Origin of the sequence: Sphingobacterium alimentarium (genome assembly GCF_004342685.1) — a bacterium.
Taxonomy (GTDB): Bacteria; Bacteroidota; Bacteroidia; order Sphingobacteriales; family Sphingobacteriaceae; genus Sphingobacterium; species Sphingobacterium alimentarium.
Window position 1 is genome coordinate 60751 of the sequence record NZ_SMBZ01000008.1, and the last position, 20696, is coordinate 81446.

At 38.6% G+C, this 20696-nt stretch carries 18 protein-coding genes and 1 pseudogene; 10 read left to right on the top strand and 9 right to left on the bottom strand.

Annotation, left to right across the window (positions count from 1 at the left end; translation table 11 throughout):
• The first annotated feature begins 87 nt into the window (after nucleotides 1–87).
• From recQ to EDC17_RS04795, 7 genes are all read left to right on the top strand, one after another.
• On the top strand, nucleotides 88–2277 hold the full coding sequence (gene recQ, locus EDC17_RS04765; protein WP_132777005.1) for a DNA helicase RecQ: 2190 nt from the start codon (nucleotides 88–90) through the stop codon (nucleotides 2275–2277).
• Between the two features lie 9 nt (nucleotides 2278–2286).
• A complete protein-coding gene (kdsA, locus tag EDC17_RS04770; RefSeq protein WP_132777006.1) occupies nucleotides 2287–3102 on the top strand; it encodes a 3-deoxy-8-phosphooctulonate synthase in 816 nt (271 codons plus the stop codon).
• An 84-nt stretch (nucleotides 3103–3186) separates the two neighbouring features.
• Nucleotides 3187–3720 carry a helix-turn-helix domain-containing protein gene (locus EDC17_RS04775; protein WP_132777007.1) on the top strand — a complete coding sequence of 178 codons (534 nt, stop codon included), beginning with the start codon at nucleotides 3187–3189 and terminating at the stop codon, nucleotides 3718–3720.
• Entirely contained in the window at nucleotides 3720–4436 is a 717-nt protein-coding gene (locus EDC17_RS04780; RefSeq protein WP_243646048.1) for an IS3 family transposase, read from the top strand. The genes EDC17_RS04775 and EDC17_RS04780 overlap by 1 nt, the downstream gene beginning before the upstream one ends.
• A 20-nt stretch (nucleotides 4437–4456) precedes the next feature.
• The gene (locus tag EDC17_RS17555) at nucleotides 4457–4549 is read left to right on the top strand and encodes an IS3 family transposase (RefSeq protein ID WP_394343345.1); all 93 of its coding nucleotides are present in this window, start codon (nucleotides 4457–4459) and stop codon (nucleotides 4547–4549) included.
• Between the two features lie 218 nt (nucleotides 4550–4767).
• Nucleotides 4768–6255 (top strand): alanine/glycine:cation symporter family protein, encoded by a 1488-nt coding sequence (locus EDC17_RS04790; protein WP_132777009.1) that lies wholly within the window; start codon nucleotides 4768–4770, stop codon nucleotides 6253–6255.
• 18 nt (nucleotides 6256–6273) lie between these two features.
• Nucleotides 6274–7593 (top strand): Na+/H+ antiporter NhaC family protein, encoded by a 1320-nt coding sequence (locus EDC17_RS04795; RefSeq protein WP_132777010.1) that lies wholly within the window; start codon nucleotides 6274–6276, stop codon nucleotides 7591–7593.
• A 337-nt stretch (nucleotides 7594–7930) separates the two neighbouring features.
• Here EDC17_RS04795 and EDC17_RS04800 read toward each other — a convergent pair whose 3' ends face one another.
• Nucleotides 7931–9034, bottom strand: a complete 1104-nt coding sequence (locus EDC17_RS04800; RefSeq protein WP_207895680.1) for a Gfo/Idh/MocA family protein — start codon at nucleotides 9032–9034, stop codon at nucleotides 7931–7933.
• A gap of 116 nt (nucleotides 9035–9150) precedes the next feature.
• Nucleotides 9151–10083 carry a DUF389 domain-containing protein gene (locus tag EDC17_RS04805; RefSeq protein WP_132777012.1) on the bottom strand — a complete coding sequence of 311 codons (933 nt, stop codon included), beginning with the start codon at nucleotides 10081–10083 and terminating at the stop codon, nucleotides 9151–9153.
• An 87-nt stretch (nucleotides 10084–10170) separates the two neighbouring features.
• On the opposite strand from EDC17_RS04805, the gene EDC17_RS04810 reads away from it, so the two are divergent.
• The 3 genes and pseudogenes from EDC17_RS04810 to EDC17_RS04820 all read left to right on the top strand — a co-directional run bounded on the left by EDC17_RS04810 (nucleotide 10171) and on the right by EDC17_RS04820 (nucleotide 12631).
• Nucleotides 10171–10410 (top strand): hypothetical protein, encoded by a 240-nt coding sequence (locus tag EDC17_RS04810; RefSeq protein WP_132777013.1) that lies wholly within the window; start codon nucleotides 10171–10173, stop codon nucleotides 10408–10410.
• 283 nt (nucleotides 10411–10693) lie between these two features.
• Nucleotides 10694–11554, top strand: coding sequence for a tyrosine-type recombinase/integrase (locus EDC17_RS04815; protein ID WP_207895682.1), 861 nt, complete (start codon nucleotides 10694–10696; stop codon nucleotides 11552–11554).
• Nucleotides 11533–12631: pseudogene (locus tag EDC17_RS04820) on the top strand (IS91 family transposase). Before EDC17_RS04815 ends, EDC17_RS04820 begins: the two are co-directional and overlap by 22 nt.
• 915 nt (nucleotides 12632–13546) lie before the next feature.
• Here EDC17_RS04820 and EDC17_RS17400 read toward each other — a convergent pair.
• The 7 genes from EDC17_RS17400 to EDC17_RS04850 all read right to left on the bottom strand — a co-directional run bounded on the left by EDC17_RS17400 (nucleotide 13547) and on the right by EDC17_RS04850 (nucleotide 20585).
• Nucleotides 13547–13675: a hypothetical protein gene (locus EDC17_RS17400; RefSeq protein WP_262708162.1), complete on the bottom strand. Its 129-nt coding sequence runs from the start codon at nucleotides 13673–13675 to the stop codon at nucleotides 13547–13549.
• A 286-nt stretch (nucleotides 13676–13961) separates the two neighbouring features.
• Nucleotides 13962–15488 (bottom strand): bifunctional phosphoribosylaminoimidazolecarboxamide formyltransferase/IMP cyclohydrolase, encoded by a 1527-nt coding sequence (purH, locus tag EDC17_RS04825; protein ID WP_132777015.1) that lies wholly within the window; start codon nucleotides 15486–15488, stop codon nucleotides 13962–13964.
• Between the two features lie 327 nt (nucleotides 15489–15815).
• Entirely contained in the window at nucleotides 15816–16391 is a 576-nt protein-coding gene (purN, locus tag EDC17_RS04830) for a phosphoribosylglycinamide formyltransferase (protein ID WP_132777016.1), read from the bottom strand.
• Between the two features lie 81 nt (nucleotides 16392–16472).
• Nucleotides 16473–17909, bottom strand: a complete 1437-nt coding sequence (locus EDC17_RS04835; RefSeq protein ID WP_132777017.1) for a serine hydrolase domain-containing protein — start codon at nucleotides 17907–17909, stop codon at nucleotides 16473–16475.
• Between the two features lie 24 nt (nucleotides 17910–17933).
• Entirely contained in the window at nucleotides 17934–18671 is a 738-nt protein-coding gene (locus EDC17_RS04840; RefSeq protein WP_132777018.1) for a LytR/AlgR family response regulator transcription factor, read from the bottom strand.
• Entirely contained in the window at nucleotides 18664–19710 is a 1047-nt protein-coding gene (locus tag EDC17_RS04845; RefSeq protein WP_132777019.1) for a sensor histidine kinase, read from the bottom strand. Before EDC17_RS04845 ends, EDC17_RS04840 begins: the two co-directional genes overlap by 8 nt.
• Before the next feature lie 5 nt (nucleotides 19711–19715).
• Complete coding sequence (locus EDC17_RS04850) at nucleotides 19716–20585, bottom strand: LiaF transmembrane domain-containing protein (protein ID WP_132777020.1); 870 nt, start codon at nucleotides 20583–20585, stop codon at nucleotides 19716–19718.
• Between the last annotated feature and the right edge of the window lie 111 nt (nucleotides 20586–20696).

The following is a 20696-nucleotide window of genomic DNA, read 5'->3' on the forward strand; positions in this document are numbered from 1 at the left end:
CCTTATTTTTATATGATAATTGACAAAAATAAAGTATTTAAATTTTACAATGGTCAATAGTCTACTTATATTTTTGTAAAGGCGCTGATGGAAATAGAAAAATCATTGTACGACAATCTTCAAGAATTCTTTGGTTTTGATACTTTCAAAGGAGATCAAGAAGCGATAATCACTAACATTCTTAATAAAAAAGACACTTTCGTAATAATGCCGACGGGCGGAGGTAAATCGATATGTTACCAACTGCCAGCCATGATGAGCGGCGGAACTGCCATTGTCATTTCTCCGTTAATAGCCCTGATGAAAAATCAAGTGGATCAGTTACGTGCTTTTGGAGGTCGTGATAGTATTGCTCATTTCCTGAATTCATCTTTGACAAAAGGAGAAATCACGCGAGTGCGGGCAGATGTGACGGCAGGTCACACCAAATTATTGTATGTTGCACCCGAGTCTTTGACAAAAGAAGAAAATATAGCGTTCTTACGAACTATTAATTTATCTTTTGTAGCGGTGGATGAAGCGCACTGTATATCGGAGTGGGGCCATGACTTTAGACCGGAATATCGCAAAATACGTACTATCCTCAATGAAATCGGAGACAATATTCCGATCATTGCATTGACAGCGACAGCTACACCAAAGGTTCAGTCGGATATTCGTAAGAATCTGCAAATGAATGATGCTACACTTTTCAAATCATCCTTTAACCGTTCGAATCTCTACTACGAGGTACGTCCGAAAAAGAATGTAGTGAAAGAAATTGTAAAGTTCATTCGTAATAATGCGGGCAAAACGGGGATCATCTATTGCTTGAGTCGTAAGAAGGTGGAAGAAATCTCTGAGGTATTGAATATCAATGGGATCAAAGCTCTTCCTTATCATGCTGGATTAGATGCCAAAACTCGTGCGGATACGCAGGACAGATTCTTGATGGAGGATGTGCAGGTTATCGTGGCGACGATTGCTTTTGGTATGGGGATTGACAAGCCTGATGTTCGCTATGTCATTCACCATGATATTCCAAAATCCATGGAAGGCTATTACCAAGAGACAGGTAGAGCAGGACGCGATGGAGGTGAAGGCTACTGTCTATCATTCTATTCCAAAAAGGATGTAGACAAGCTAATCAAATTTATGAAAGACAAACCTGTTTCCGAACGGGAAATAGGTACGCAGATATTAAAAGAGGTTATTGATTACTCGGAGTCTTCCGTATGTCGTCGTAAGCAGATTTTGCACTATTTCGGTGAGATATTTGATGAGACGGGCTGTAATAGTATGTGTGATAATTGTCGTTCTTCCAAAACTTATTTCGAAGCCGAAGAGGATTTGGTAAAAGTATTGAATTTTATCAAAGAAGAAGGGGACAGATTTGATGATCAACATGTCATAAATGTACTTATTGGTCAGAACAATCAGCCTGTATCAGCTTATAAACATTCGGAGCATAAGCTATTCGGAACCGGAAAAGAGAAAGGTGTTAATTATTGGAATTCGCTGATTAGGCAGGCAGAGTTAGCTGATTTTATCAAAAAAGATATTGATCACTATGGTCTTTTGGTTCTGACGGACGAAGGAAGACGCTATATAAGCAATCCGTATCAAATAAAGTTTATTCTCAATAAAGAGATTGAATCGGGAGATGATGAGGATGGCGAGGATTCATCGCAAGGAACTGCAGCGTTGGATACTGTATTGTTGAAGATGCTAAAGGATTTGCGCAAGAAAATTGCAAAGCAGAAATCTTTACCTCCATTTGTGATTTTTCAAGATCCTTCGCTGGATGAGATGTGTACGCATTATCCGGTGAGTCTGGACGAACTTAAGCAAATCCATGGTGTGGGTGCCGGCAAGGCCGTGAAGTTTGGTACAGCCTTCGTAGAGTTGATCCGCAAATATGTTGAGGACAACAATATCGAACGTGCGCAAGATCTGGTCGTGAAGGGTACAGCCAATAAATCCGCATTGAAAGTAAGTATTATTCAAAATATCGACCGTAAGATTGGTTTGGATGATATCGCTGGTTCAAAAGGATTGAGCTACGAAGATCTATTGAAAGAAGTCGAATCGATAGTCTATTCGGGAACGAAAATCAACATAGGTTATTTTGTCGATGAGATGATCGACCAAGATAGGCAAGATGAGGTTTTTGAGTATTTCAGGACTGCCGAGGAAGACTCTATAAAAGCAGCATTGACGGAGCTAGGCGAAGAAGACTATACGTACGAAGATATTCAGCTTATGCGTATTAAATTTATTTCAGAATTCGGAAATTAAAACAAAATAATGATTGATAAATATATTCCTGGTATAAAGAATAGTTCCTCGGAGCAATTCTTTTTGATGGCAGGTCCATGTGCGATAGAAGGAGAAGAGATTGCTTTGCGTATCGCAGAGAAAATCGTAACTATCACCGATAAATTGAACATCCCATATATTTTTAAAGGATCTTATCGTAAAGCAAACCGCTCGCGTGTAGACTCATTCACGGGTATTGGTGACGAAAAAGCGCTTAAGATTCTGGAGAAAGTAGGCAAGGAGTTTGGTGTTCCTACAGTGACAGATATTCACGAGAGTCACGAAGCTGCTCTGGCAGCAGCCTATGTAGACGTGTTGCAAATTCCAGCGTTTTTATGTAGACAAACAGAATTATTGGTGGCGGCGGCTGAGACAGGTAAAGTCGTGAACATCAAGAAAGGACAGTTTTTGTCTGCTGAATCCATGAAATTTGCTGTCGATAAGGTAAAAGATTCAGGAAATGATAAAGTTTTCTTGACAGACCGAGGTAATACATTTGGTTATCAAGATCTGATCGTTGATTTCAGAGGGTTGCCAATGATGCGTTCGTTCGGAGTTCCTACGATCATGGACTGTACGCACTCTTTGCAACAGCCTAATCAAACTTCAGGCGTAACAGGCGGTAAACCAGAGCTTATCGAGACGATAGCTAAAGCAGCTATTGCGGTAGGAGCAGATGGTTTATTCATTGAAACACATCCTGACCCTGCGAATGCGAAATCTGACGGTGCAAATATGTTACACTTGGATTTATTGGAAGATTTGTTGACCAAATTAACCCGTGTGCGTCAGGCAATTTTGTAAAAAAAAAATAGTAGAACGAATAAGCAAAGGAGTTGTCAATATGCAGTGCCCCCAAAAAGTTAGACACTTTCTGGGGGCATTTTTATGAACAAGAAAAAGACACATAGCTTTGAATTTAAGTTGAGTTGTGTAAAACAAATGGATGAGCAGTATCGCTCTGCAAAATCTCTTAGCAAAGAATTGGGAATTACCTATTCACTACTTGATACCTGGTATAGGATATTTAAGCATCAAGGAGCTTCAGGACTTCTTCCCAGAAAAGGGAAAAGGATCTTTAGTCCGTCTTTTAAGTTGTCGGTCCTTCGGGCAATCCGTGAAGAAAGATTATCTTTGAAAGAGGCCCGCGTACGCTTCGACCTTTCCTCGGATGCCCACATCATCAACTGGCAGAAAAGGCTGGATGAGTTTGGTCCAGCAGGATTGGAGCCGCAGGCTAAAGGAAGACGACCTATGACTAAAAAAGCGAACCAACAGATCAAGCGGAAAGTTAGAAAATCGAATAAGCCACTTAGCCGTGAGGAGGAACTTTTGCAGGAGAACGAGTATTTAAGGGCGGAAAATGCATTGCTAAAAAAGCTCCAAGCCTTAGCTCAAGAAGAAAACAAGCGCAAGCCATAATGGAGCTAAGGCATCAATTCGACCTAGATATCTTGTTGAGTTGTGTTAAAATGGCAAGGAGTACTTTTTATTATTACTCCAAGAAAGCCGGGCAACCGGACAAATATGAACGGGTCAAGAGCCTGATCAGCAGGATATACCATGACCATAAGGGGCGCTATGGCTATCGCCGTATTACCTTACTGCTCAAACGGTATGGAATGGCTATAAACCATAAGGCCGTGCTTAGGCTGATGGAAGAAATGAAATTGAGGAGCCTGATCAGAGTGAAAAAGTACCGGTCATATCGGGGGGATATAGGAAAAATTGCTCCCAATATTCTTAACAGAGATTTCAAGGCTGACAGACCATACCAAAAGTGGGCCACAGATGTTACAGAGTTCAAAGTCAAGGGAAGGAAGCTCTACCTTAGCCCGATCATTGATCTGTTCAATCAGGAAATAATCAGTTATGAAATTACTGATAGGCCGCTCTTCAAGGGGGTAATGGACATGTTGAAAAAATCACTACCCTTAGTAAAAGGAGCCGAACAGTTGGTTTTACATTCCGATCAAGGATGGCAATACCAAATGCAGAAGTATCAACAATCGTTAAGGGAAAACGGAATCTCACAAAGCATGTCCAGAAAAGGAAACTGCCTGGATAATGCTGTGATGGAAAATTTCTTCGGAACAATTAAGTCAGAGCTCTTCTATATGAATCAACTGAGAAATTAAAAAATGATATAAAAGATTATATCTCATATTACAATGAAAAGCGAATAAAATTAAATTTAAATGGAATGAGCCCGACAGAATATCGAGCTCATTATTACAAATCTAATAACTAAATTTGTCTAAACTTTTGGGGGCAGTCCAATATAATACAACTCCTTTTTTTATGTCTTATAACCTAGAATTGTAGAAAATAATAAACCATCCCCCGGTTTCTTCCATTTGGATGGTGAAAAAGTTGTTTTTGAGCACCCGTTTTTTTTGAAAATTACGTTCGTATTTTGTCAAAAAAATACGTTACTTAGGGCAATCAAAAATTATTAAAACCTTTTCAATGGAAAAAATTATATCAACAATCTCCAGCTATGTATGGAGTGACTTCTTCATTTACTTTTGTTTGATTGTAGGTCTTTATTTTTCAATAAGAACGGGTTTTCTCCAAGTAAGGTATTTAAAAGATATGTTGCGATTGCTATTTAAGAAGAAGCAATCCGAAGAAGGTATATCATCATTTCAGGCATTTGCATTAGCCATTTCAGGACGTGTGGGTACAGGAAATATCGTAGGTGTGGCAACAGCCATTTATATGGGAGGTCCTGGTGCGGTATTTTGGATGTGGATAATAGCTTTTTTAGGTTCGTCATCGGCATTTATAGAGTCCGCTTTGGCGCAAGTCTATAAGCAAAGGGAAGGATCTAATTTTCGCGGCGGTCCAGCTTATTATATTGAGAAAGGTTTAGGTGTGAAATGGTATGCATTGCTTTTTGCCATCATCACCATCATAAGTACAGGATTTTTGTTGCCTGGTGTGCAAAGTAACGCTATCAACGGAACTATAACGAATGCATTCAATTATTCCAACGAGGTCATAGAACTTGGCGGAATGGAATTAACCGTAAGCTGGGTCGGCATAGTTGTAGTAGCTATGTTATCTATTATTATTATCGGTGGTGTGAAACGTCTCGGCCAAGCCTCGGAATATATAGTACCTTTTATGGCAGGAGCGTATATATTAATGGCAATAATAATTATTGGTCTTAACTTTTCGCAAATACCTGCAATATTTTCATTGATATTCTCCTCTGCTTTTAGTGTTGATGCCACATTTGGTGGGGTGATCGGTATGGCTATTGCTTGGGGAGTCAAAAGAGGTATTTATTCCAATGAAGCGGGACAAGGTACCGGTCCACATGCAGCAGCAGCGGCGCTTGTAAAACATCCTGCGCAGCAGGGACTTGTGCAAGCCTTCTCTGTATATGTAGATACGTTGTTTGTCTGTACAGCAACAGCGTTGATGATTTTATTCACCAATCAATACAACGTGGTAGAGACATTTGACGCAAGTGGAAAAGCAGTGACACTCCTTGCTAACAATATTCCGAATGTAGGAGCTGATGGCTATACACAAGCTGCCGTTTCTTCAATTTTTCCAGCTATAGGTAATCAATTTGTTGCCATTGCGTTGTTCTTTTTTGCCTTCACGACGATAATGGCTTATTATTACTATGCCGAAACGAATATTGCTTATATATTCAAAGGGAAGAAGATTAAATCTTTGATTTGGGTATTGCGAATAGTATTTTTGTTTTCTGTTTATTTCGGCACCATTAAGACCGCAGAATTGGCTTGGAACTTGGGCGACATTGGCGTAGGTTTGATGGCATGGGTCAACTTAATAGCCATACTTTTATTGAGTAAGACAGGAATGAAAGTGTGGAAGGATTACGAAACGCAACGTAAGCAAGGAATTGAAGATCCTATATTCGAGCCTAAAAAATTGGGTATTAAAAATGCAGATTTCTGGGAAGAAAACAACAAATAATATTTTAACAACATACATATGAATCAGAAAAGTGGAGCAGGTAATTTTTGGGCTTTATTACCGTTAATAATTTTTATCATTGTCTACTTTTCTGGTTCTTTATATCTGGGTGATTTTTACGCTTTACCCGTTTTAGTGGTTTTTGTCATTGCACTATTTGTAGCTTTTTTCCAATATCCGAAAAAGAGTTTTGACGAAAAGCTTAAAAGTTTTGCCAAAGGCTCAGGAGATGAGAATATTCTTATTATGATTCTGATCTTCTTGTTGGCGGGCGCCTTCAGCGAGTTATCCAAATCCATTGGTTCGCTTTCTTCAACAGTCAATTTTGCCATGACCTACATCTCACCACAATATATTGTGGCGGGTATATTCCTCATAGCTTGTTTTATCTCGGTTTCTCTTGGGACCTCCGTAGGCACTATTGTGGCGCTGGGGCCGTTGGCGGTAGGGTTTGAAACCTATATTCCGGGCATTGCAGCCATCGCTTTGGCGGCAGTAGTAGGAGGAGCGATGTTCGGGGACAATTTATCCTTTATTTCAGATACGACAATCGCTGCTACACGTACGCAGAATGTAAGTATGCGGGATAAGTTTAAGGCTAATTTCAAGGTAGTATTTCCTGTAGCGGTTCTCGTTTTCATCATTTACTGTTTCCAAGGAGCTTCCTTTGTGGAAAATGTAGGAAATATTGAGGTAAAGGATTATGAGTTGATTAAGGTGCTTCCATATGTTCTTGTGTTTGTGTTGGCTTTGGTCGGTGTGCAGGTGATATGGACATTAGGTATTGGTATCATCGGGACATTATTGATAGGACTCTACACCAATTCGATTAACGTATTGGACTCCATCAAAAGTATTAATTCCGGATTTGCTGGGATGTTTGAGTTGAGTTTGCTTTGTTTGATCATTGGTGGAGTAGTGGGGATCATTCGTTATAATGGTGGTATTGATTTTCTATTGAATTCCGTATTAAAAAATATTAATAGCAAAAGAGGCGCTGAAGTAGGGATTGCTTCCTTGACGGCTCTCGTTAATTTTGCATTAGCGAATAATACAATAACTATCGTGATTGTCGGACCGCTAGCCAAAGAAATTTCTAATAAATTTAATCTTTCCCCAACTCGCGTAGCCAGTATTTTGGATACTACTTCGTGCTTTATCCAAGGAGTGATTCCTTATGGTGCGCAGATTCTCGCTGCATTGGCTGCCTCCTCGCTTGTGTTGGGTGAGGCCGTTGCGCCTACCGTATCACCTATCGAACTTATATCTTATCTATATTATCCATTTTTGACTGGAATAGCGACACTTTGCTTTATATTGTTTCGTAAGAATAAATAATTCTAAATCTATTTTTATATATAAGTGCAACCGCTTTCTCTTTGATTTTAACATATAAATATTGGAGCGAATCTGTCTACTAAAAATTAATAAGTATGAATCAGATTTGCATATCTAAAATAATGATGGATATTCTACTGTAAATAGCTTAAACTACTATAAAGTTGTTCCTAACTATAGTAAAGACAATTATCCTATGAAAGACGAGGAACGAGGAGAACTCTAATAAATGAATAAAAGTAGTATATCTCCTATTATTTATGAACTTAGACTTCTCTCTTTGCTCGAAACGACGCATTCGTATGGATAGCATAAGAACACTTTGACAAGCACCTGTCTATCTCAATACAACTGTCTTCTTGCTCTTGGCACTTCGCTTAGCAGCATCTAATATTTCCATTACGACCATATTATTTTCAAGGGAGGAAAGATCCGAAGGCTGAATACTAATTTCATTATTGATGATAGCGGAGAAATAGTGGAAGGGATCGTTATATGGCTGATCCAATGGTTTTAGTTCAAGTTTTTCTTCTTTATATCTATCATAACCTTCTGATTTTCTAACCCGTAAATTGCTGCTATTGTCGGCGTAAATCGCTCCTAGCGTACCATATATTTCTAAATCCTTACGACCGATAGGCCAGTTCCAGGAGGGTTGCAAAATCGCATTGCTGTTTTCATAAGTCAGAATGATCGTCGCGTCATCATCCACCAATGGATTGTTCTCTTTTTGCATTTGTTGAGTGACGGCTGTGACGGAAATGGGTTTTTTACCATCCATAAACCAAGTAATCAGATTGGCACCATAGCAACCAAAATCTGTCAATGCACCTGCTCCATTTTGAATGGGGTCGATCAGCCAGGATAAAAATTCGGGCTCTAAGTTAATGCGCACCGGACCTTTATGGCCATCCCGAATGATTACTTTTCGAACGTCACCTACTGCTTTATTCTTCAGCAAGTCATAGGATTTTTGCATAGTAGGATACCAAGTAGTTTCGTAATTGGTAATGAGATGAATTTTGTGCTTCTTGGCCAATGCTTCCATTTTCTTGGCGTGCTCCAAGTTGACGGCCAAAGGCTTCTCTACCATGACATGTATTCCTTTAGGAGCGCAAGTCTCCACGACTTCGAGGTGTTCGAATATCGTTCCAAAAGCCGTGACGGCATGTGGAGACGTAGCCTTAATCATTGCATCCATGGTGGGATAAACCATATCCATCGAAAATTTGTACTGCTTGGCATACCGTTCTGCTAGATCAGTGTTGGGTTCCATTATTCCGACGATTTGATAAGCATCGGATTTTGGACTTCCTAAGATCCAATGCACATGGGAATGAGTCAGTCCTACGACGCCAAGTCTTACAGGAGCATGTTGAGCGAAGCTAGAGGCCATGACAGCAAGCATAAGGCAAAAAATTAATGTGATTCTGAATAACATAATTAGCATATTTAAGGGCTATGGAGTAATTTCTTTTCTGGTACCTTCTTTAAAATTATAAAAAATATATTACTATTTTACAAAGATTATCAGAGGTTTATAATTGTTCTCATTACCTAAATCTTCATCGAACGATTCATCACGGTATGCTTTTTTAAGAGAAATATAATTGCGAAACAGCTCCCTATTATCCCTACTTCTAAGGCCCATCTTCCCAATGCACTTAATCCCATATCAAAATCACCTTCCACAAAAGCCATTGTTGCAATACTGGCCGATGTTACTAATGCCAAAAGAATCATTACGCCGGCAGTCAAAATGGTGCGATTAGTAAGTATTAAAATAGTACCCACGATAGATGCTAAAACAGATACGGAAATACCTTCAAAAGTAATAGTCGTAAAGTATTTTACGAGTTTATTTTGGGGTAAATACGAAGATGAGCCTATCAAAAGATGGGTTCCAAAAAACTTAAGACCAAGTGATACCAGAGCTGCTCCAAGGCATAGCGCAAGATAACCTAATAAGATATCTTTAATCCCCTGTTTCCATGTTTGGTGTTGATTAATTACCCCCAAAGATACCCGAACTGCAGCGCCGAAACCGGGGGCAAGCAATGATGCGGCAATGACGATATGAATTGCATTGGTGGCCAGACCAATGACCGCAATCATCCCGGAAAGAAACATCGTCATCAGATTGTTGAAAGTCATTTGACTTTGTTCGTTTATAGTGGTTAACGTTTCTTCCCAAATGGTCTGACTGCCATCAGTGGTGATGGCTTTGCTATGTGTATTGCTCAGCATACTGGACGATTCGGAAGTAGTCAGCGAATAATTAGGATCATCCAGTATGCCTTCCTGTTCTAATACTTGCATGACATTCCGAATTTCGTTATTCAACACATCAATCGAAATTACATCTCCAGAGGGATCTAAGGATATACCTTGTTGAAATCGAATTCCTAATATTCCTTTTTCGCTGGCCAACTTTAAAAGAATCTTTTCAGAAGCATGTCGTGGAGATATAATTTGAATCGTACGTGGCATATTGTCTTTATTAGATAAAACAATATTTACAGTTCATCCGTTTAAAATAAATTGAAAAACAAGTATAAGACTGAAAATAATACTAAGATGAATCACAATTTAATGAGACAGTTTACGCAGGAAGTGAATGGCGAAACGATAATATTTGATGTGCAGTATAATCCCAAGACGCATCATTTCACCGTAACAGAAAATACCCTTGTGCAGTACACATTGATTTTTGATCCGACAACTCGTACATGGACGACAACAGACGGACCAGAGCCATCACTGCCAATTAATGAACTAGCGGCATTGGTGCAACAAAGTTTTGGTGTGTTTGTGTAGCGGGCGTTTTGGGTGTTGCAGAAGGCGGGGATTTTTTGCACAAAAGTTCAATAGAAATAGTAATACTGACCATTGCACAAATGCTAAATCGAAGAACGTCAGCCCCGCTTTTGGCAAACCCTTGTTGAACTAAACCTCCGGTAGCCTTTCTATCGTCTATAAATCATAGCTTTATAGGTGAATTAATATACTATTATGGTAACAAAAAAAAGAACCGGAGGATTTACGGTACAATAAATTTCTCCATCGCGCCTGTCGTGAAGTTACAGGATTCGAATCACTGTTGCAACGATTTGAGCGTAATATTTCAGTCTTAGGCCGTAGTAAACGTACCTTCGAATGCTATAGCCGTCATGTGGCTGCGATGGCATTACATTTTGGATGTCTTCCCACTGAGATAGATGCTGAACAAGTTCAAGACTACCTTTATCACTTGCAGCAAAGAAGCAAAAGTCCATCTCAAACGTATTTTAAGCACACTGTCTATGGTCTTCGATTTCTATTAAAAACCGAAAATCTTCCGTACGACCATCTTCATCTACCGTCTATTTCCAAAGAGAAAAAGCTTCCTGTTATCTTGAGTCGGGAAGAGATTTGGCGTATGCTTCAACAAGCGGATTTACTTAAACATCGTTTATTGATTGGATTAATTTATGGCTGTGGTCTGCGTTGTATGGAAGTACGTAATCTAGCCTTAAAACATCTTGATTTTGATCGTAAGCTCCTTCATATTGTTCAAAGTAAAGGCAAAAAAGACCGCTATGTTCCACTTTCTGAGCACCTTATTAGAGGGTTAAAAAGTTATATTTCAGCAGAACATCCTACTACCTTTTTATTCACAGGCAATAGCAAAGAAGGCAAAGGTTTTGATTCGCGTTATAGCCAGCGTGGCGTTCAATGGGTTGTCAAAACCGTTTGTAAAAAGGCCGGCATCCTCAAGGAGGTACATACCCATACGCTACGGCACAGCTATGCTACGCATTTGTTAGAAGATGGTGTGAATATTCTACAAGTTCAAAAGCTTCTGGGGCATGAACGGGTGGAGAGTACGATGGAATACCTTCATGTTTGTCAGTTAGCCCAACAAAAAGTCCATAGTCCTCTTGATATCGTTTTTTCTTTATGCAGCCGCACTGGGAAGTAGCCGATGTGCTAGGAAAAGTAGATTTATCCCATCAAAACTTTACGGTTCACCAAGAGAAAACACTAAGAGCTTTAACATTATGTAGAACAGCCGCTTTGGGAGGTCATGTTGATGCATGTGATTCTTGTGGGAACATAAGTATTAGTTACAACAGTTGTCGAAATCGTCATTGTCCGAAATGTCAAGGTCATAAACGTGAAGAATGGATTCAAGCTCGAGAGCAAGATTTATTGCCTTGTTCGTACTATCATTTGGTTTTCACTTTGCCCGATACGCTTAATGGTTTGGCCATCTCACATCCGCATATCATTTACCGCCTGTTGTTTGAAACCACTTGGTCTACCTTATCACAGTTTGGTAAAACCAAAGGATTACAATCGGGTATGATTTCCATTCTGCACACTTGGGGACAAAATCTGAGTTTACATCCGCATTTGCACTGTATTGTTCCAGGTGGAGGTATCGATGAAAATGGGAAGTGGAGAGGTAAAATTAAAGCTGATAAATATATGTTTTCAGTGCTAGCATTGAGTAAAGTCTTTCGGGCTAAATATGTGGCGTTATTGCGTAAAGAGAAACTCACCAACTCTGCTATTAACCAGAGTTTGTTTGAAAAGAATTGGGTAGTGTATGCTAAACGACCATTTGGTGGCCCCAAGCAAGTGATAGAATACTTAGGACGGTATACACATAAGGTAGCTATCAGTAATCATCGGATAAAAAGCGTAAGCCATCAAGAAGTTACGATTAACTACAAAGACTATAAAGATGGAAAGTAAAACCAAGGAACTGAAGTTGAAACATGAAGAATTTGCCCGACGTTTTAGCTTGCACATTTTGCCGCGCAGATTTGTTCGTATTCGTCATTACGGTATTTTAAGTAGCCGCTGGAAACGAGGTAAGCTTCAGCAATTACAAGATACGTTAAAAATTACTAGACCCGAAAAAGCAGCCAAAATGCAACATCTTAAATGTCGCTGTTGTCATGAAGGAAACTTGGTTACGATATTGATTTTTGGAAAGAGAGGTCCACCAAAAGATTACCTTCTTGACCATAAACTTGTCCCTGTAAATTAGCTTTTATGGGTAAGGGAACTTGTGTTCAGAAGTGATGGTAATCAGTATAATAAACTGATTATTAATAGTTAAAACCATAAAAAACAAAAAAGCAGGCCTCCACCTGCTCGAATATCTTCTAACCTAAAAATGAAAACTCCATAAAGATAGGTATCCAGTAACCGGTTCCGTTCAACGGGCTTTCATCTCGAGCCCTACGGGCAAGACGAAAGCTTAGTTATTATCTGTAGCTGTGTTATTCTGAAAGTTCTGTCTTTAATTTTTCAAAGTCTTTAATGTGCTTGTCAATTTTTGCTTGGTTTTTGGTTGAGAGTAAAATGATTTTTTTCGTCCAGTAAGCATTGTGTTCCAAATTGTTTTATTGTCAGCTCCAATGATGTTGCAAGAATTTGTCGCCTTAAACATTTTACAATTGGTATTTATTAGTCTGGTTGCTAACCAAGCGTACTCTTTTGTTTCAAATTGATTTGACAAAAACAGATATTCTAAATTTTTAAGATGCCATAATGGCTGCAAACTATCGTCCGGAATTTTGAGATTTGTCAAGCTGAGAGTTTTTAAGTTTGTCAAATTCTTAAGCGGATTAATTGACTTTATTTTCAATGGCTTGTCGTGTCCGCCACCAAGTGTCAAATCGCATATTTGAGTTGCTAATGAAAGCTGGTCAATTTCTTTTAGTTTTGAAAAGTCTGTTATTTCAAGTGACTTTAAACATTTATTTTTGCTAATGTCCCAAAGTGATGTTGATTTGGTATTCTAATTCAAAATAATAGTCTCGGTCTTGTCGAGTGTTTCAAGAATTGTCAAGTCTTTTGCTAATACTTGATATAAATTTAGAAACTTTAAATTAACTAAAGGAAGTATTTTTCTTAATTCCTTATCGTTAGCACCAATAAGCCATAAGTTTTCAATTGACTATTCTTTTAGCCTGTCCAGATTCTTAGCTGAACCAGACATATGTAAAGACTTTTCGTTCTTGTCAAAGTCCTTCAAGTCTATTATAAATGCTTTTGGTTTCTGTGGTAAATTGTCTATTATTGTCATCTTTTACAGTTACACATAACATTGTTATTTCACGAAACTAATATACAAAATGTTTAGTAAAATAATCATTATAAGCGAATTTCGTTAATTATAATTGTTTAGTTTTTAAGTAGTTGGTTTGTAGATTCTTAAGTTTTATTGTTGAATGTTTAGCGAAACAAAGTGTGGCATTTGAATCATTATGAATGTATGGATAGCCAAACTATAATAATGAAATTAGAGAAAGTGAATCCATAAAAAAAGCCCAATCTTACGATTGAGCTTTCCATATAGTAATTAAGATAAATTAGTGTTTGAAGTGGCGAACACCTGTAGTCACCATCGCAAGACCTTTTTCGTTTGCCATATCAATAGACAATTGATCTTTGATCGAGCCACCTGGTTGCAATACCGCAGCGATGCCATTGTCGCCCGCGATTTCTACACAGTCAGGGAAAGGGAAGAAAGCGTCAGAAGCCATAGATGAACCTACTAAGTCAAAGCCGAAAGCTTTTGCTTTTTCGATAGCTTGTTTCAAGGCATCAACACGTGAAGTTTGACCCACACCTGAAGCGATTAAAGTGCCGTTTTTAGCAAATACAATCGTATTTGATTTTGTATGCTTAACGATTTTGTTCGCAAAGTACAAGTCTTCCAATTGCTCCGCAGTAGGGGCAACTTTCGTTACAGTAGTCATTTGCTCAGGACCTTCTACTGTGTTGTCTTTATCTTGTAAGATTACACCGTTCAATAAAGTTTTGAATTGCTCAGTAGGCAATTTTACTTCTTTACGACGTAAGATGATTCTGTTTTTCTTTTCTGTCAAGATAGCAACTGCTTCTTCCGAATAGGAAGGTGCAATTAAAACTTCGAAGAACAATTTGTTGATTTCGGAAGCTGTTTCGCCGTCTACTTCACGGTTTGTGATTAATACACCACCGAAAGCCGAAACTGGATCACAAGCTAAAGCATCAATCCACGCTTGTTTTACTGTAGTGCGTGAAGCAACACCACAAGCGTTTGTATGTTTTAAGATAGCAAAAGTAGGTTCTTCGAACTCGTCGATGATAGCTACAGCTGCATCTACGTCTACCAAGTTGTTGTATGATAATTCTTTACCATTCAATTTGTCAAACATCGCATCTAAGTCACCGAAGAAAACACCTTTTTGGTGTGGATTCTCGCCGTAACGCAATACTTGTGCTTTTTGCTCGGATTGTTTGAAAACTTCGATTGGCTCTTCTTGGTTGAAATAATTGAAAATTGCTGTATCGTAATGCGATGAAGTGTTGAACGCACGTTTAGCAAATGATTTACGTTGCTCTAAAGTCGTCACACCTTCTTGTGCGGCTAAGATTTCTTCTAGCTCTGTGTAATCATTTTTCGATGAAATTATTACTACATCGTTGAAGTTTTTAGCTGCTGCACGAATCAATGAAATACCACCGATATCGATTTTCTCGATAATATCTTGTTCTGACGCACCCGAAGCAACAGTTTCTTCGAATGGATATAAATCCACGATTACTAAATCGATTTCTGGAATGTTATACTCGTCAATTTGTTTTTTGTCTTCAGCTAATGGACGGCGTGAAAGGATACCACCGAATACATTGGGGTGTAATGTCTTCACACGACCACCTAAAATAGAAGGGTAGCCCGTCAAATCTTCGACGCGTTCTACACCTATACCTAAGTCACGGATAAAAGCTTCCGTACCGCCTGTAGAGTAGAAAGTAACTCCGTACTTATTTAATAATTGAATGAGAGGGGCAAGATTGTCTTTGTAATAGACAGATACTAATGCATTTTTAATCTTAACAGGATGATTCATTGTTTTTTATTTGGAGCAGCAAAGGTAGTTATTTACCTGCTTATTTCATAAGGTAATGGCTTAAATAATTTGTTGCTATTAATAAGTTTAGTTTTTCGTAAATCACTTAAAGTTAGATAGGTATGGGATAATCCGTGCGTAAGCCGCTTCATTTCGGCGGAAGGAGAAATCTGTCATTAGATTTCTCCCTACACTTTGTTTGGTTCGAAATGACGGACAATTATATTTATAGACGTTTTTTTACATAAAATAGTACCAGTCATAGCGGGATTCTTAATCCAAACTCACGTAATGAAAACAAAAAACACACCCCTAGGGATGTTTTGCTTAATTGTATTTCTTTAATAAATTCTCGATTACTTTAGGGTAGTGCAAGTGCTCCAATTGTTGGCCCTTGAATTTAATAGTTTCTAAAGTGTCGTCCTTTTCTACCTTAAATTTTCCTTGATAGATAGCTTCTCCTTCGTCAAAGTGTTCATTCACAAAGTGAATCGTAATGCCATGCTCCTCGTCTCCTGCTGCCAAGACAGCTTTGTGCACCCGGTCACCATACATGCCTTTACCGCCGTGTTTTGGTAATAGGGCAGGATGTATGTTGATAATTTTATTAGGGTAAGCTTTTAATAAATTTTCGGGCACCAACCACAAGAAACCTGCCAGCACAATCAAATCAATATCTAAGCGCTTCAGTATATTGACCACATCGTCTGTATGATAGAATTCTTGTCTGTCAAATACATGGGATGGTATTTCAAAGTTATCAGCTCGCTGCAATACATAAGCTTCTGGATTATTGCTTAGTACGAGCGATACCTCAGCGTCATCGGAATATTTGAAATGCTCCATGATTTTCTGCGCATTCGAACCAGAACCTGAAGCGAAAATAGCAATGCGTTTTTTCACGTTGTTATTAGTTATATTGTTTTCTCAAATATAAGCATTTTGCCCTTTAATAGGATGTTTGCTTCGTTATTCTTGATTTAGTTACTTACTATTCGCAATTTGTTTAAGAATCTTCGCACTAATCTCACCCACCGAAATGCCGGCATTGGATAAGACCACGATAGCGGATTTCTTGTCTGGGACAAGGCCAATAAACGAGGAACTGCCGCCCGTACCGCCTTCATGTGTATATTGAATAACATCATCCACCATATTCATATGCCAAGCCAAACCGATGTCTGTCTGAGGTGGCAGATAGAAGGTAAATTGTCTGGTCAGCATCATGGCATTCTCCAGGTTGGATTCTGGAAGCTTGAACTGATATTGCGCGAAGCGCAAAAGGTCATGGACCGTAGATTTGAGCGATCCAGCAGCTGATAGCGCCTGAAAATCCCATGTAGGGACTTCTTCTCCGTCTTGATTGTATACTTTTGCTGCTTTGTGGATTTTAGGGCTAATTTTCTCTACCGTATTGGACATGCGTAGAGAATCTGTAATGATTTCTTTGATGTTTTGCGCGTAGGATTTTTTGGTAATAATACTGATCAGTTCTCCTAATAGTCCATATCCCAGATTGCTATACTCATATTGTTCACCCGGCTCGTTGTCGCTTTTCACATCTTTCAAAAACTGAAATAAGTCTTTACGGCTGTAAGTAGCATACGGGTTTTTAGGGTTGAATTTGGCTACTTTATCCAAGTTTGATGGCAGGCGCGGAAGACCGGACGTATGGTTGGCTAATTGTTTGAAAGTGATTTTTTGGATTAAAGGATTTTGCGCAACCGAGTCAGGCAAATATTTTGCAATGCTGTCATCTAGGTTTAACGTGCCTTTCTCTATCAAGTCCGCCAATAGGGTGGAAGTGAAAATTTTGGAAAGCGAACCGATTTCGTACAATGTATTGCCATCTGGCAAGGAGTTTTCATTTCCGGCAACTGTATGACCGTAGAAAAAGGTATTTACAGTATTTTTGTTTATGACACCTATGGATAAAGATTTCGTGTTTGGGTTAGACAGGTATGCCTGTGCTATAGAATCTACAAAGTAATCCAATGGATTCTGCTTGGTGACGCTAGATTGTACTTCTTCCGTCCTTTGGGCAGTCTGGATATGTCCTTGCTTGACCAAAAAGTAATAAAAATTGAAATTCGAATCTACGCCTAGCTGTATAGAATATTTTGTATTTCCTGCAGTAAGATTGTATCCGGCAATATTATTCGAAAAGGTGACCACTTGGGCATCAGTAATTTTACCCAAAGAAGCAAGGTTGCTGATCAGATTTGTAAATTCGTTTTCTTTCAATTGCTCCTTAAACGATGGGGAGGCTAAAGTGTAAACGGAGTCAGGCTGTTGCGTATTTATAAAATATTCAATACGATTGAATACGGTGCGGTTTCTTCGTTCTACAGGAGACTGCGCGAACAAGGTAGTGCCGATGAGCAAAATATTACAAATTAATAGTAGTGTTCTATGTATCATGTTGCAAAACTAACAAACAATTGGTTATAAGCCAATTGTTTGTTTTAATCTTGCGTAGCCTGATTTGCTAATATTTACTTTGTCACCGCTGATTAGAATGCCTTTATAGCTTTCTTTTTCCATCGGTTCTATCTTTGCCAATTGATCGACTTTAATGATAAAGGACCGATGTACGCGTACAAATTGTTTCGGGTCTAATTGTTTTTCAAAAGATGACATCGTCTTGTTTTTCAAGAACATACCTTCTTTTGTGTGAATCTTTACATAATCATCATAAGCTTCCAAATATATGATCTGCTGCACAGGAATCAGTTTTATTTGTGTGCCATTTTTCACAACAATACGTTCTAATGTCTCTTCATCCAGATCTTCTTTCAAAGCTTTGACACCTTGTTGTTTTTGTTGGGTGATGTGCAATGAGCGGAACTTAGCGATGGCTTGTTCGAATCTGTCCTGCGAGATTGGTTTTAGTAGATAATCCACCGCATTCTTTTCAAAAGCGCGAAGCGCAAATTCTTCAAATGCTGTTGTAAAGATGATATGCGGATATTCATCCAATATTTCGAGCATTTCAAAGCCTGTCAGCTTAGGCATTTGTATATCCAAGAATACCAGATCGGGCTTGTGCTGTTGTATAGCCTTCGCTCCTTCAAAACCATCCCCGCATTCAGCTACAATTTCAAATCCCTGGTCCTTAAGTAAGTATTCGTGTATAATCATCCGAGCTAATGGCTCATCATCTATTATTATTGCTTTAATCATGTTGAGGTATTTTTATGATGGCGGAAAATTGATTCTCTGTTTTCCGTATACTTAATAAATCGGTACGGCTATATATTAAAAACAAACGTCTCTGAATACTTGATAACCCAAAGCCCGTTCCCTTCTTGTTGTAGAATTGATCGGTATCGTAAGGGTTAGTAATTTCGATCGTTAGCATATTGTTTTCTAAGGATATTTCAGTGATAATATCTACATTACCTATGATGTTGTAAAGTCCATGTTTAATTGCGTTTTCCATTAGAGGCTGTATAATCATGCACGGAACTTTGGCTTGTAACACTTCGTCATCATAGTCAAAACTTGTTTGAAGACGATGGCCAAACCTTACTTTTTCGATTTCTAAGTACAGCTCAAGATGCTTGATTTCATCCAAAAGTGGAATCAATTGTTTGTCGTCCTTACGCATCGTTCCTCTCAGGAAATCCGAAAGTTGGAAAGTCATTTTCTTTGCCAGCTCAGGTTTTGCGCCTATAAGCGCAATGATGGAATTAAGGCTGTTGAACAAAAAGTGAGGCTGCAGCTGTTGACGCAGGTTGTAAAGTTCAGCTTCGCGAACCAATCGTTCGGATTCCAGTTTTCGACGATCATTTTCGATGGCTTCTTCCTGCACATTCCAAAAGATATTGATGATCATGATACAAGCAAGCAGCAGAAAGTTAATAATAAACTTGTAAGGCAGCTTTTGGTAATAATGTGCAATAGAAGGCGTGTCGAAAAATTGGTATAGGGTAAATATGGAAACACCTAGACTTATAATGGTCAATACCAAGCAAAAGCCAATAATCTTAAAATATTGGCCTTTACTTGGATTGTAAAACTTCATCGAACTAAAAATGAGATAACAACATATTGTCATCACCACTGCGCTGATCAAGGGCTCGATTACCGAAACTTTCAGTGGTTTGAATTCCCACCACAACAAAAAATAGGAAACGGAAAAGTATAAAACAAAAATAACTCCAACAGTAAAGTGGATTAATGCTGATTTGGAATTTATTTTGAGGGACGATGCAAACATATCCGCTAGCTATTTTTTATGGTTACGGTACCAAATATTGATGTTCCTGTTAAGTATAATTTTTTGGATTCATCATATGGATGATTAATCATGATTCTTCGGTCGTCCATATCTCCAAATATAGAAGAAACTGACGGTGTCACTATCCAGTGTGGCGGAACTATAATCTTGGTGCTACCAAATAGTTGGAAAGTATCGATTACGATAGGCTGTGAAAAGTCAGCTTGTAGTAAGTTGATTACCGAGCCACCAAAGATATTTGTAATAGTTCCTCCCAAAAAGTTTTTGGAAAGGATTATTTTATTTGCACTTCCAAAGAGTGCTTCCACTTTAAGGTAATTCTCAGAAAATTGGAATTGACTCTGTGCTCCCGAATATTTATTAGATGCATCAGCCGTCGCAGACTGTGCCTGCGATGGATCCGTGTCATCCGTTAGATTCACGACTCTTCTGTCCCAATCGTATTCATCCGTAGGATGAGGCGTCGGAGTGTCATTTGGTGGAGTAGGGAAGTTCGGTGCTTTTCTATTTCTATTTATGATATATATACCAATGATTATCGCTATCGCAGGGAATAATACTTGGAACGGGTTGAAATCGCCAAATATTTTGCGTAGCAAGAATATACCGCCAATTGCTATTAATATAAATGAGGACTTTTTCTCAAATTTTGAATTGATACCTATCACTAGACCAACAATAATCAAAATCATCGGAACACTGAACAACCAAGATGGGAACAAAAAGCCTAAGTCCAGATTGTTTAATAATAAGAATACCCCAAATAATATAATAATTGCGCCAACAGTAGTCGAAGACTTATTGTTGCTTGGTGGTAATTGTGGGTTCGGATTTGTATGTGTTGTCTTTTCCATTTCAATATATTTATTGGCTCAAAAGTAAACACCTATTACTTATTCTAACATTAGTATTAGGTGTTTGAGGTAGCTTATTCGGTAAAAGGTACGATTATGTCGGTAAAAATA